The 14,376-nt window shown below is 45.1% G+C and carries 9 protein-coding genes; 6 read left to right on the plus strand and 3 right to left on the minus strand.

The annotated features are described in order from the left end of the window. Nucleotides 1-84: 84 nt before the first annotated feature. Nucleotides 85-900 (minus strand): helix-turn-helix domain-containing protein, encoded by an 816-nt coding sequence (locus BUB19_RS07000; RefSeq protein ID WP_073093849.1) that lies wholly within the window; start codon nucleotides 898-900, stop codon nucleotides 85-87. Nucleotides 901-1,155: 255 nt separating this feature from the next. Between BUB19_RS07000 and BUB19_RS07005 the strand changes: the two genes are divergently transcribed. The 4 genes from BUB19_RS07005 to BUB19_RS07020 are packed head-to-tail and all read left to right on the plus strand — an operon-like array spanning nucleotide 1,156 to nucleotide 7,430. Continuing rightward, nucleotides 1,156-1,716, plus strand: coding sequence for a TetR/AcrR family transcriptional regulator (locus BUB19_RS07005; protein WP_073094202.1), 561 nt, complete (start codon nucleotides 1,156-1,158; stop codon nucleotides 1,714-1,716). A gap of 45 nt (nucleotides 1,717-1,761) precedes the next feature. Further along, nucleotides 1,762-2,880, plus strand: a complete 1,119-nt coding sequence (locus BUB19_RS07010; protein WP_073093850.1) for an efflux RND transporter periplasmic adaptor subunit — start codon at nucleotides 1,762-1,764, stop codon at nucleotides 2,878-2,880. Between the two features lie 6 nt (nucleotides 2,881-2,886). Beyond that, nucleotides 2,887-6,027, plus strand: a complete 3,141-nt coding sequence (locus BUB19_RS07015) for an efflux RND transporter permease subunit (RefSeq protein WP_073093851.1) — start codon at nucleotides 2,887-2,889, stop codon at nucleotides 6,025-6,027. Between the two features lie 5 nt (nucleotides 6,028-6,032). After that, nucleotides 6,033-7,430 (plus strand): efflux transporter outer membrane subunit, encoded by a 1,398-nt coding sequence (locus BUB19_RS07020; protein ID WP_073093852.1) that lies wholly within the window; start codon nucleotides 6,033-6,035, stop codon nucleotides 7,428-7,430. A gap of 239 nt (nucleotides 7,431-7,669) precedes the next feature. On the opposite strand, the gene BUB19_RS07030 is transcribed toward BUB19_RS07020, so the two are convergent. Further along, nucleotides 7,670-10,039 carry a TonB-dependent receptor gene (locus tag BUB19_RS07030; protein ID WP_073093854.1) on the minus strand — a complete coding sequence of 790 codons (2,370 nt, stop codon included), beginning with the start codon at nucleotides 10,037-10,039 and terminating at the stop codon, nucleotides 7,670-7,672. A 310-nt stretch (nucleotides 10,040-10,349) separates the two neighbouring features. On the opposite strand from BUB19_RS07030, the gene BUB19_RS07035 reads away from it, so the two are divergent. Next, a complete protein-coding gene (locus tag BUB19_RS07035; protein WP_073094203.1) occupies nucleotides 10,350-11,384 on the plus strand; it encodes a sensor histidine kinase in 1,035 nt (344 codons plus the stop codon). Continuing rightward, complete coding sequence (locus BUB19_RS07040; protein ID WP_073093855.1) at nucleotides 11,381-12,070, plus strand: LytR/AlgR family response regulator transcription factor; 690 nt, start codon at nucleotides 11,381-11,383, stop codon at nucleotides 12,068-12,070. Before BUB19_RS07035 ends, BUB19_RS07040 begins: the two co-directional genes overlap by 4 nt. 158 nt (nucleotides 12,071-12,228) lie before the next feature. On the opposite strand, the gene BUB19_RS07045 is transcribed toward BUB19_RS07040, so the two are convergent. Beyond that, complete coding sequence (locus tag BUB19_RS07045) at nucleotides 12,229-14,307, minus strand: cation:proton antiporter (protein WP_073093856.1); 2,079 nt, start codon at nucleotides 14,305-14,307, stop codon at nucleotides 12,229-12,231. Between the last annotated feature and the right edge of the window lie 69 nt (nucleotides 14,308-14,376).

The following is a 14,376-nucleotide window of genomic DNA, read 5'->3' on the forward strand; positions in this document are numbered from 1 at the left end:
CAAGACTGTATTTGGTTTGCAAAGTAAGTCTTGAATCCTTGTATTTTGATGGTATATTTTTGACAATAATGGTAAATTCTTACTTTAAAGTTTTGCTCTGTATTCTGTTGGGGTCAGCGTGGTTTGAGATTTAAAAAATTTGATAAAATTGGAGGCATCGGAAAAATTCAACTGGTAGGCCACCTCAGCTACCGGAATTCCCGTATGGCTGAGCAAATTTTTGGATTCGATGAGTAGTCTTTCACGGATTAAATCTATGGCATTGCCGCCCGTTGCGGTACGGCAGATCTGGTTTAATTTACGGATACTGACATGCATGGCTTCTGCGTAATTTTCCGCGGTTTTCATGTGCAGGTAATTTTCCTGTACCAATTTCTTAAACCGGACAAATTCATCCAATACATTGGGATGAATAGAATGCTCTGGTAGTGGAATATGCAGGGTTTTTAAAATGAGGGTGTTCAAATGCGCTGCCAATAGGTCTGAAGCGACTTCATTTTTGTAATCGGTATAAAAAATCTCTAACAAATGGAATAGGGATGAATTTTCCTCGGGTAGTTGGAAAGTCTCTTTTAAAATGTAAAGGCTGGACAATGCCTTGGGATATGCAGTCAGGACTTCTTCTTTGAAAAGGACAACATATCCCTCCGGGATTCTTGAAAAATCCCAGCAATGTACCTGGCCCAGACTCAGGTAGTACCCCATCGGCGGTTGTACTTCATGAACCAGGTCTCCAACAGTATGCTGTCCGGAACCTTTGGAGAGGTAGATCAGTTCGTGGTATCCTTCGTGCCGGTGTGGTTTGGTGGGTTTGATCACCGGTTTCATTTTGGAAACCTTAAGGATCAGACCCTGTTCTATTTTATTTTTGGTGTGGATACTGTCAGGTGCTGCAGTCATTTATCAAAAGCATCAAGAGGTAATGGTTGTCTAAAAACAAACCAGAGGTGCAAGTTAGCAGCTTGTTGGTAAATTTTCAGGCACAATTGTATAAATGGTAAATTAAGACAGCAAGGCGCCATTTAAACGGTTAGCTGCGCTGTAAATATTATATATTTTTTTAACCACAGGCATTTATTAAAAACTTGGTTTACTAATAACAATTTCCTACTTTTGCACCCGAATGAACGTTCGATCGATTATATGCAGGAACCTATGGGATTAACAGATAAAAAAAGGGCCATATTCGAAGCCATGCTGGATCTGGTCGCTTCCTATGGTTTTCACGGTGCTTCCATGAGCTCGTTATCCAGAGAAGCAGGTGTGGCAGCCGGGACCATCTACCATTATTTTGCCAGCAAAGACCTGCTGATGAATGAGCTCTATACGTATTGTAAAGGGCAGGTAGAAGATTGGGTCCAGGCTGAATTGGATGAAGGTCAGCCCTATAAAGAAAGGTTTTATAAAAGATGGCTTAGCTTGTATGCTTTTTATACAGCTCATCCCAAGGTATTGGTGTTTTTTGAACAATACATCAATTCACCCTACAACCAGGAAAGAAGTCCTCACCATTTTAGAGGAGGTTTTTTTCATTTTCTTAAAGAGGGGATGGACGATGGCCATTTGAAAAAAGCAAAGCCGGAACTTTATGTGTCCTTGTATATGGGCAGCGTGATCCTGGCAGCTAAAATCAGGATTTTTGGATCCATTGAAATTGACGTTGAAGACAGGAACCTGCTCATTTCCAAACTTTGGACTGCACTTACCCGGGCCTGACCCATTACCCGCCCCAATTTAAAATTTAGTAAACATCCTATCATCATGAAAAATCCTATGATTGTATACCTTTTTGCGGTATTGGTGCTTTACCAGTCCTGTTCCGAGGGAAAGAGTGAAAATTCCGGTAAAACACCGCTTCCGTCCTTCCCGGTCTTTGAAGTACCCGTAAAATCGGTCACAGGTTACGAAAGCTACCCGGTCAGCATAGAGGGCATGGTGAGTAGTGCGGTAAGGGCTAAAGTATCAGGATACATCACCGAAGTATTGGTGGACGAGGGACAGGCGGTGAAGAAGGGTCAGCCGCTTTTTAAACTGGAAACTCAGTCCCTGGATGAGGATGCCGACGCTGCGAAGGCCAATGTGCAGGCGGCAAAAGTAGAAGTGGAAAAACTCAAACCTCTGGTAGAAAAAGGCATCATTGGGGGAGTTCAGCTTGAAACAGCCAGGGCCCGGCTGGCTCAGGCTGAGGCTGCCTATAAGAGCATTGCGGCCAGTATCAATTATGCCACGATAAAGAGTCCGGTGGAAGGATATGTAGGTGGCGTACCGTTTCGTCAGGGTGCATTGGTAAGCCCCTCGGATCCCCAACCGCTGACCACAGTTTCGCAGGTAGAAAATATGTTTGCTTTCTTTTCTATGAATGAAAAGGATTACCTGAATATGCTTCAGCGTACTCAGGGCCAATCGCTGGATGAAAAGCTAAACCATATGCCGCAGGTGGAACTTGAGTTGGTAAACGGGCAGATATATGCGCATAAAGGCGAAATCAAAACAGTAACCGGACAGGTAAACCCGTCTACGGGTACCGTTAATTTTCGGGCTACATTTCCCAATCCAGACAGACTGCTGGCCCATGGCAACAGTGGGATGATCCGGATACCGAAAGTGTATGAAGGATATCCGTTAATCACGGAAATATCAGCCACTGAGCAGCAGGGAAAAGCCTATGTGTACCGTGTTGGAGCGGATTCGCTCGTAAGCAGGGTGCCGGTAAAAGTGCAGGCAAGGGTAGATCAGTTGGTGGTAGTAGAAGAAGGTGTGCGTGAAGGGGACCAGATTGTGTATGAAGGCGCCGGAAAACTTCGTGATCAATCGAAAATCAGGCCTCAGATGGTGGATTTTGATAGTATTGCGCAAAAACTGAAAATCGCATTCAAGTAGATCGTTATGGTAAAGCAGTTTATTGATAAACCAGTCCTATCTACCGTGGTATCCATTTTGATCGTGATATTGGGTGTGCTGGGGCTATTTGCACTGCCGGTGAGTCAATATCCGGATATCGCCCCGCCTACGGTGAGTATCCGGACAAACTTTCCGGGAGCCAATGCAGAAACAGTGCTGGAAAGTGTCATCATCCCTATAGAGGAGCAGGTCAACGGCGTTGAGGATATGGATTATATCACCTCTACCGCCAGCAACGATGGTACTGCCAATATCCAGGTGTTTTTTAATCAGGGAGTGGATCCCGATATTGCAGCCGTGAATGTGCAAAACCGGGTAGCCAGAGCCAATCCCTTATTGCCCAGGGAGGTAGTTCAGGCCGGTGTCATCACCCAAAAGCAACAAACCAGTTCCCTGATGTTTTTTACCCTGGTCTCGGACAACCCGGAGTATGATGCCACTTTTATTCAGAATTACCTGAATATCAATGTTATTCCTGCACTCAAAAGAATTGAGGGAGTAGGCGATGTGACCGTTTTTGGGGCGAAGAATTATGCCATGCGTATCTGGCTGCAGCCGGAGAAACTGGCGGCCTATGACCTGATTCCGGCAGATGTAACTGCCGCCATCAATGAGCAAAGCCTCGAGGCTGCGGCGGGGTCGCTGGGACAAAACAATGCGGAATCCTTTGAATATGTCATCAAATACAGTGGACGATACAAAAACGAAACGCAATATGAAGACATCGTCATCAAGGCATTGGGAAACGGTCAGTTTCTTCGTTTGAGGGATGTGGCAAAAATTGAAATGGATGCAGAAGCCTATTCTGTCATGTCCTTTACCAATGGAAAACCGGGGGTAAGCATGGCAGTGTACCAGACTCCGGGCTCCAATGCCAGAGAAATCATCAACAACGTGAAGGCGTCTCTTAGCGAAATGGAAACCCGTTTTCCTTCCGGCCTATCCCTGTTTATCAATTTTGATACCAATGACTTTCTAAATGCCTCAATCGCCAAAGTGGTGGTCACCTTGATTGAGGCATTTTTGCTGGTTTTTCTGGTGGTATTTATTTTCCTCCAGGATTTTCGGTCCACCCTCATCCCAGCTATTTCTGTACCGGTATCTATTATAGGTACCTTCTTTTTTCTTAATCTATTTGGGTATTCTATCAATCTGCTAACCCTGTTTGCCCTGGTATTGGCGATAGGGATTGTTGTTGATGATGCGATTGTAGTCGTAGAGGCAGTGCATGCCAAAATGGAGGAAGGTGCCAGAAATGCCCGGCAGGCAACCCATAAGGCCATGGACGAGATCACGGGAGCAATAATCTCCATTACCCTGGTGATGGGTGCGGTTTTTATTCCGGTTACCTTTATCAGCGGACCTACCGGCGTATTTTACGAACAGTTTGGAGTGACGCTGATCGTGGCCATAGGAATCTCGGCCATTAATGCACTTACGCTGAGTCCCGCACTTTGTGCGATTTTCCTCAAGCCTCATCACCAGAATGAAGATAAGAAGGCGGGTTTTCTCAAACGGTTTTTCAACGGCTTTAACCTGGCATTTGAGCGTACTACCGCCAGGTATGTCCTTTCACTAAAATTCCTTTTCAGACACAAGTGGATTACCGGACTGATTGTCGTCGGTGCGATTGGAGCTACTGTGTGGGCGGCGCAAAATACACCCACAGGCTTTGTTCCGGATGAGGACCGGGGAATGATCTTTGCCAACATAGAGCTGCCGGAAGGTGCCTCTCTGGACCGGACCGTAGCGACTACGGATGAACTTATGAGTGGACTGGATCAGATATCAGGGGTAATGGGTGGTTCTATGGTCAATGGCTTTAGCCTGATCTCAGGAGCGGGAAGTAATTTTGGCCTGGGAATAATCAAGCTTGATCCCTGGGAGGAAAGGGAGGCAGACTCCCTGTCTTCGCAAGCCATTATAGCAAAAATGTTTGGTGTAGCCGCAAACATTCCAGGGGCAGAGATCCTGTTTTTTTCTCCGCCAAGTATTCCTGGTTTTGGCGTTTCTTCAGGGTTTGAGCTCAAATTTCTGGACCAGACCGGAGGAAGCTTTGAGGATTTGGACGAGCAGGCCCGGGCTTATATGAGCAGCTTAATGGAAAGGCCGGAAATCCAGTTTGCCCAAAGTGCATTCAGCACGAGCTACCCACAATACGAACTGACATTGAATATTCCAAAGATTAAAGAAGCAGGGATCAATGTCAGTCAGGTTATGGGCACATTGCAGGGGTATATTGGAAGCCAATACGCCGCTGATTTTTCCAGATTTGGCAAACAATACCGGGTATACATACAGGCCTTGCCGGAGGATAGGGCAGAGGAAAATGACCTGAACGCGCTGTTTGTGCGCAATGCCGAAGGGGAAATGGCGCCCATTACGGAGTTTATCGAGCTAAACAGAACCTACGGACCTCAGGCAGTTACCCGGTTTAACCTCTTTAACTCTGTTTCGATCAATGGTTCGGCAGCTCCCGGATACTCCTCCGGCGATGCCATCAAGGCCGTACGGGAGGTAAATGCAAGGGCTTTGCCAAACAATTATCTGGTGGATTATTCCGGACTGACCCGGGAAGAAATCGATGCCGGAAACCAGACCCTTTTGATCATAATGCTTAGTGTTCTTTTTGTTTACTTTATCCTGGCCGCGCAATACGAAAGTTATCTGATCCCATTTTCAGTTTTGTTTTCACTACCCATAGGGGTGATGGGTGCCTACCTTACCACCTATTTTGCTGGTCTGGAGGCCAATATCTATTTCCAGATTGCACTTGTAATGCTCCTGGGACTATTGGCAAAAAACGCCATTCTAATCGTGGAGTTTGCGATGCAGCGCAGAGCGGCAGGATATACCATCAAAGAGGCTGCCTTTGAAGGTGCAAGGGTAAGGTTGAGACCTATTCTGATGACTTCTTTTGCCTTTATCATCGGGCTTTTGCCTCTGGTTTTTGCCGGTGGCATTGGTGCTGCGGGAAACCGCTCTATAGGAACCGGAGCCGTTGGCGGCCTTCTCATCGGAACACTCATCGGCGTTTTTGTAATTCCCCTGCTTTATATTTTATTTCAATGGCTTCAGGAAAAAGTCTCCTCCAAAAAGGGCATTGAAGATACGGTAAATGCTTGATATTTATGTACAACAAAAATATTTACTATCTTCCTTTTCTATTGCTGATGTTGCCTTCTTGTTTCGTGGCAAAAGATTACCAACAGCCTGAGGAAATCGTCGATGAAGCCTATTTCAGGACAGATCAATTGGCAGCGGACAGCCTGAGTATGGCTGAGTATTCCTGGCGGGATATTTTTACCGATCCCCAATTGGTCAGCCATATTGAGACCGGCCTGGAAAATAATATTGATGTGAGAATCGCCCTGCAGCAGATTCTGGCTGCTCAGGCCTATTTTAAGCAGGGCAAACTGGGGCAGCTACCTTCGGTCACCGGGAATGCTCAGGTAACCCATCAGGAATTGTCCCGTAATTCGCAGTTCGGTTCCTTCTTTAATGGTGGCATCACCCAGTACGAGGTTTCTGCCGGTCTTTCCTGGGAGGCAGATATCTGGGGGAAAATTCGCAGCCAGAAACGGGCCTTTGAAGCCAGATACCTGCAATCTGTAGCTGCACATCAGGCGGTCAAAACCCGTTTGATCAACGATATTGCGGTTTTGTATTTTAGGCTTCAGGCACTTGATGAACAGCTTCAGGTGACCAATTCTACCATATCTAACCGCGAACAGGCCCTGGAAACGACAAAAGCGCTAAAGGTATCAGGCGCTGTGACCGAAGTGGGTGTGAAGCAGACCGAAGCTCAACTCCACACAGCCCGGGCTTTGAGCGTAGATATTACCAGAGACATTAAGCTTAGCGAAAATACACTTTCCTTGCTTTTAGGTCTTGATCCGGGGGATATTGACCGAAGCAAATGGACAGAACAGGGCTTCCAGGGGGAACGCATTTCTACCGGCTATCCGATACAATTATTACGCAACAGGCCTGATGTCCTGGCAGCAGAATGGAACCTGGTAAATGCGTTCGAATTGAGCAATGTGGCCAGAAGTAATCTTTACCCTTCTTTCAGCCTCTCAGCCACAGGAGGCCTGCAAAGTCTGGAATTGGACCAATTGTTTAGCTTGAATTCGGTGTTTGCGAATATAATTGCAGGTTTGAGCCAACCCATTTTTAACGGGCGTGCCTTGAAAACCCAATATGAGGTCGCCCTCAGCCAGGAAGAGCAGGCCTATCTGAATTTCCGACAAACCTTGTTAAATGCCGAAAAGGAGGTTTCGGATGCCATGTATTCCTATGAGGCATCCCGGAAAAAACAGGAGATCATCCAACAGGAGCTGGATGCCTATGTCCTGGCGATTGAATTTTCGGAGGAGCTCCTGGACAATGGTATCGGGAATTACCTGGAAGTGATCACTGCCCGAGAAAACGCATTAAATTCCGAAATTGGATTGATCAATGCCAAAAATGCACGTATGGAAGCCCTGGCAAATTTGTACAGGGCTTTGGGCGGAGGTTGGTTGTAAGCAAGGACCGGTGGCAGGATAATTTTTCCCCGCGCTCATTTGGAAAAGATTTCATCAGAAATCCGGAGAAAAGATTTTTTGCGATGTCGCTCCGCGACCCTTCATTGATACCTGATCCCTTTTTGAGCGTTTGTATAAAAGAAGGCATTGCGCGGCAAAAAATAATAAAAATCCGCTCCAGTGTGAAACGGATTTTTATCATTCCCCGGATGTAGAAGACGCAAGCCTATATTTTCCCTTTAGAATCTCTTCTGGCCGCTAAATTCCATTGCTTCCCCTTTGCCAAACCCGTAGCTGAGGCCCAGGGTGATGAAGCGGCCCCGCAACCTGTAATCATACTGAGAGAAATTATTTTGCACGGTTTCATTTTCAAAAATGCGGGAGGCAAATGCGTCCCGGACACTCAGATTCAAAATGGTCTTTCCCTTCATGATCTTCTTTCTTATGCCAATATCTGCAAGCGCATACCCGCTGATATTCCTTTGAAAGGTCTGGTAGGCAGATTGGTAATTGCCAATCAGTTCCAAAGTAAAATCAGCCGGCAGATTAAATTTGGAAGTAAGCCGTGCAGACCATTGGTCTGCAGTAAAATCAAATGGGCTGGCTTCGAAGGTACCTTCACGATTGAAATAGTTGTAATTGAAATCGGCGCTTAAAGACAGCCAGTCATTGGGCGTAATTTTACCGTTTAGCTCCAGTCCTGTGGCTTTATTGGTGCCAATATTCATGGGTTTTGTAATTCCTACATTGTCTTCAAAAATGGTGACATTTTCTACCGTCTGCGTGATGTAGCGGTGGTAGACCGAACTGCTCAATGAAATCAACTCCAGATCCAGAATTCCGGTAATTTCATAACTGTCGGTCAGCTCAGGAAGAAGTTCCGGGTTTCCGGTACGAATGCTGAAATTGTTTCGGATATTATAAAATGGATTCAGATCAAACAGCCTGGGTCTGGAAATTCTCCTGGAATAGCCACCCTGTATAGAGAAGTTGTTTGCCAGCTTGTATGAACTGTGCAGCGTAGGAAACAGGTTGGTGAAGTTTTGATTGTTTTCCACATCGCTCTGTTCCAGCAAGGTATTCAGGTCGGTATTCTCGACACGTAAGCCCAATTTGAGACCAAATTTCTCTCCTTCGTAGGCTCCTGTACTGTAGATACCCAGTACTTTTTGGGTATAAAGAAAGGTATTTGTCCTTTCGGGGATTTCCACCCAGATTCCATCGTCCAGTGTAGAAATAGAAAAATCGTTATTCACATCGGTGATCAGGTATTGTCCCCCTGACTCAAAGGTAATCTGTTCCGTAATTGGCTGCGTATAATCTGCTTTAAACGTGTATTCTGCCTGCCCAAAATCAGTATCGGTTTTTTGGCGGTCCTGCAGCGCTGTCTCTCCAAATTCAGCAATGTTGTTGAATGTGGACATCTGATCCTTGGCAAAAGAGCTTCCCAATGCACTGATCAGCAGGTAGTGATCGTCATTGTCAGAGAAGTCACTCTTGTATTGCAGTTCGTACTGCCACTTCGGGTTGGTGGCTTCAGTGGACTCATCTCTCACCCATCCTGCTATTGGTCCGGAAAATCTGTTTTCAGATATAAAATTTCCCGTTGAAAACTCAGTTTCCAATTCGTATGCAAAATTACCCGTCAGGGAAAGCACATTTCTGTCATTGATATGGTAATCAGTGCCCAGGATCAAATTGAAAAACGTTTCGTTTTTCTCTCCATCGCCTGTATTGCGTACATAGGATTGATCGCTCAGGTTGCTGTTGATGGTTTCAAAGGTCTCGGGAAAGGTACGGTGCCCTATCCCAAGTTGACTAAAAAGGTTAAATTTTTCAGTACGCTTATTCAGGCTGAATCCCAGGCTGTGGTTATTCGGAACACCTGTATTCAGGGTAACAGAACCGTTTACCCCCTTTTTCTCCTCTTTCTTGATGACTATATTGATAATGCCGGAAGTTCCTTCGGCATCGTATTTGGCAGAAGGATTGGTGATCACTTCGACCCGGTCTATCATATCCGCGGTAATCGTCCCCAATGCGTTGCCACCGTCGGCTGCCAATACCGAAGGTTTGCCATTGATTAGTATCTGCACTCCTCCAATACCGCGAAGCTGGATCTGACCTTCAATATTTACCGTAACTGAAGGGACATTGTTCAATACTTCCAGCGCGCTGGCCCCTGTACTGCTAAGGTCCTGACCTACATTAAAGACCCGCTTGTCCAATTTGAATTCTGTGGTCGATCGTTCTCCCCGGATGACTACCTCATCCATCAATTCACTGTCTTCGGGTAAAGGTATGGTACCCAGATTTACCTTTCTGCCGTCCCTTTCGAAATCGGATATGGTTTGCGTAATAAAACCGATAAAACTGATCTCAATGAAGAAATTATCTCTCTGGGTAGTCAGCAGGATTGCTCCTGATGCGTCCGTGGTGGTGCCTGCGATCATTTCTTTGCTTTCACCATCGAGCAATTTAACCGTGGCAAACTCTATGGGAGCACCGCTATTTGCATCCACCACTTTTCCTGTAATTTCAATGTTTTGTGCCTGCAGATATCCCAGACCCAATACCAGATTCAAAATGAAGGTTAACGTATTTTTCATATGTTTATTAATAATTTTAATATTTGTACGACATGTCACAGGTCCCGGGATATGGGCCATCTCCCTCATGTAAGCAGGCGGCCCCGCTCAAAATCTCCACAATTCTGTTGACCTGGCATTTGGCTCACTTTTTTGCATTTTCCGATGATACAAAACTGAGTAGAAAAAAATCTGAAAAAAAATACTTTCGGCAAACGACGTAAATTCTCAGACGAACGGCAATGGGGGTTGATCTGGTCGCTTAACCGGGTTTTCCTGCTGTTTGTCGAATTGGCTGGGCAAGGATCCGATTTAAATGTATTTTTACCCTATGGATCAGCAATTAATTGAGCAACATAAGGGCAAGGGAGAATTTATTTTTCAGGTTATTCTTCATACACTGGTATTTAGTTTTTATACTATTGACAGGCATCATCCGGATGTGATGTATACCTTTGAGACCTATCATTTTGTTTTCTTTATCAATTACGCCTGGGCGAATTTGCTGATAAGTTATGTGTGTCTACCCCACTTGTTTTACGCTAAAAAGTACGCCCTTTTTACTATGATGACAATCCTGGTGGTAGCCATGGTTATCCTGATAGAAGAGATGGTTCTCGAGCGATGGTTTTTCCCCGACTCCAGGGGTACCAATTTCCCCGGAGTTATATTTAGTCTGGGTCAGGTACTGCCGATTCTGGCTATTTTGTCCGGATTTAAATTTGCCTGGGATGCCTTGCTCAAACAGCGGCAATTGGACGAGTTAACCGCCATGGTAAAAGAAAGCGAGTTGGCATTTTTAAAATCCCAAATTAACCCACACTTTTTATTCAACAACCTGAACAATCTTTATGCTTATGCCGTAGAGGGCTCCCGGAAAACACCGGAGATAATACTGGAATTAAGCGGCGTTCTTCGGTACATGCTTTATGAATGCAAGGAAGCTTCTGTACCTCTGGCAAAGGAAATTGACCATCTTAGAAATTTCACTCAATTGTATACCCTGCAAATCGAAGACCGGGGGGAAGTGTTTTTTCACGCCGATATTGATGGAAATGATTTTCGGATTGCTCCACTCATTCTGAATGTGTTTGTTGAGAATGCTTTTAAACATAGCCAGTCGGGACAGGCGGACAAAATACAAATTGCCATACACCTGGGATTGAAGGAAAATGGCTGGCTACATTTTACCTGCGGCAATAATTACATTCCTGAAAATAACAACTCAGGCAGAGATAAAGGCATTGGTTTGGAAAATGTCTGCAAAAGGCTAGATTTGCTCTATCCAGGCAGTCATGAGTTACATATCGACCAAACGGACGACAAATATCAGGTATCGCTATCCATACAGCTCAGAAAGAAATGAAATGTATCATTGTAGAAGATCAGCCGCCTGCACAGCGCATTTTAAAAAAATACCTTGAAGACCTTGGTACCTGTACCCTGGCAGGTACCTTTAGCGATCCCATCAAGGCAATGGCTTTTCTGCAGCAGGAAAACGTAGATCTACTTTTTCTGGACATCAATCTTCCCAAAATTTCCGGAATTGAATTGTTAAAATCCCTCCCGTTCAAGCCTAAGGTTATTCTGACAACTGCCCATCCGGAATATGCGTTGGAAAGTTATGAACTGGATGTAGTCGATTACCTGCTGAAACCTTTTTCCTTTCAACGTTTTGTCAAAGCAATCGGAAAAATACCGACGCGACAAGATGCTCCTGAGTCCAGTCCATATGATTCCGGAAAGGAGTGTTTCATCAAGGTTGGCTATGACCACGTACGGATTGCTTTTACGGATATTCATTTTATAATGTCAGACGGCGATTACTCAGAAATATCCCTGGCAGAAAAAAAATACATCTCTTCCGAACCACTTAAAAATTGGTTGGGAATACTGGATGAACGGATTTTCATCCGGGTGCACAAATCGTTTATTGTGAATGTTACAGAGATCAGCAAGATCAGTGGCAACCAGATATTCATGCTGAATGGAAAGATGGTTCCCCTTGGCCGGGCTTACAAAGATACCTTTATGGATCGTTTTGTGCGTTGATTTTTTGACGTTGATACCACTATATATTGACCAGCAGTTTTAAGTCCAAATGTTCATCACTGCCTTCAGGAATATTCCTGGGTTTGATGAAGAAATGGGCCATCGAATGTTATGGCTGGATGGCAGCCAGGGTTTCAATTTTCCGGCGTACCTTCAGTCTAGTTGACCGAAATTCCATCAAATTTCTCCGTTTCGGTGCCGGTCAGCGATTTCCCCGGATAAATGATTAACATATTGTTTTCAGGGACCAGACTTTCCATTTTTTCCGGAATATTTTCCATCAGGGGAATGTACGAGGCAGTTCCTCTTCTTGCTGCCACCAACACGACCAACTCATCTGAATCCATATGTTGAAATTGTTGTTTAAAATGTTCCCAATCGCTCACTGGCTGATTGGTAAGTAGGGCATCCAAGGCGCTGGATCGAACCAGTAACTGCAAGGCTTTACACGTTGACCCCGTGCAATAAAAATGGATCACTGCACTCAGCTCTGTGGCAAGCCTGCCTAATTTAGCAAACCAGTCGGTAAAGCCTACTTCCTTTTCTGCCCATGCGGGTACAAAAACAGAAATGCGGTGGTGCAACATCAGCGGGCTCTCCAGGTGACAGATAAAAATAGTTCTGTCGGTATTGGCGACTATAGCATCCATTTTCTGTCCGAAAAGCCTTTGTATCAAACCGGACTTTCTGGGCCATCCCAAGACGATCGTGTCCGCCATAATCTCCCTCGATACCCTGGATATACCACTGGCCGGGTTTAGGTCCAGCGTGGTGATGATATTGACCGCTGTATCAAAGGCGGCAGCCTGGCTGACAAATTCTTCCAGCTTCTTTCGTGCTTTGATAAGATTAATTTCTGCTTCTTCGTTGTTTTCAACCACCGAAAGAATCGATATCGGTTCAATCGATTTTTTGTCTTTGATGAAGATGGTAAACTCCAGCAGTTTTTCAATATTTTCAATATTGGCAAATGGCAACAATATGGTTTCTGGCCTTTCGGGCTGATTTTCGGACAAAACAGAATTGGCATTCTCTTTTGCAATTACCAATTGCTTTGCTGCCCGCTCAGTGGCGAGAGAAGACACCAGACAGGTGATTAAGATTAGAACGACCGTTCCATTAAGTATATTTTCATCCAGGATCCCTGCCCGGTATCCAACCAAAATTACTGCCAGTGTAGCAGCTGTATGTCCGGCGCTTAAACCGAAGATGAGTTGCCGCTCTATAGCCGTATAGTTCAAAATCTGCTGCGTAAACCAGGCAGATAGCCACTTTCCGAAAAGCGCTACTCCGGAAAGTGTTCCGGCGATGAGCAGGGCCATCGGACCACTGAAGATGACTGTAATATCCACCAACATGCCCACGCTGATCAGAAAAAAGGGAATAAAAAGGGAGTTACCAATAAATTCTATCCGGTTCATCAGAGCAGAGGAGTGTGGGATCAGTTTGTTGAGGCCCAGCCCGGCCAGGAAGGCACCGATAATGGGTTCTAATCCCGCCAACTCAGCAAGAAATGCAGCCAGGAATACCATTGACAATACGAGGATATAGTGGGAGTGTTTTTCGCTTTCCAATTTTCTGAAAAACCATCTTGCAAATTTTGGTATCAGTACAAGAACAATGCTTGAAAAAATGACAATTGAAATACCCAATTTGAGCCAAAATCCGGCACCCAGACCAGCTTCGCTTTTTCCGATTACCACAGCGAGGATGATCAGGACTGCGGTGTCTGTCAGGATGGTACCGCCAACAGTTACCGCTACCGCTCGGTTTTTGGCTATTCCCAATGCACTCACGATAGGGTAGGCCACTAATGTGTGGGTGGAAAACATACTTGCAGTCAAAAAACTGGCGTTAGGATCGTATCCGAGTACGTAGTAGCACACCGGAAAACCAATACCGAGAGGAAGGAGGAACGTAAACAGGCCAAAAAGGAGACTACTGTTTCTGTGTGATTTAAACTCATTGAGATCCAATTCCAAACCGGCTACAAACATGATGTATAGCAGCCCAATAGTTGAAAGCAGCTCAATAGCCGAACTCTTTTCCAAAAAATTCAAGCCATAAGGTCCAACCAGTACCCCTGCAAGGATTAACCCAATAATTCCGGGGACGTTAAATTTGCGCAGAATTACCGGGGCAAGAAGAATTATAAGCAGGATAAGGGAAAAAACAAGTATAGGATTTGCCAGCGGCAATTCGAACTCATGTGCAAGTTGATTCCGGAAACTTTCCATTTGACGACAGCGTATGTGCCGTTAAAATATAGAAATATCAAGAAATATTTTACATGTATGCAGTTTATA

It is taken from the genome of Cyclobacterium lianum (assembly GCF_900143075.1).
In the GTDB taxonomy this organism is placed as follows: domain Bacteria; phylum Bacteroidota; class Bacteroidia; order Cytophagales; family Cyclobacteriaceae; genus Cyclobacterium; species Cyclobacterium lianum.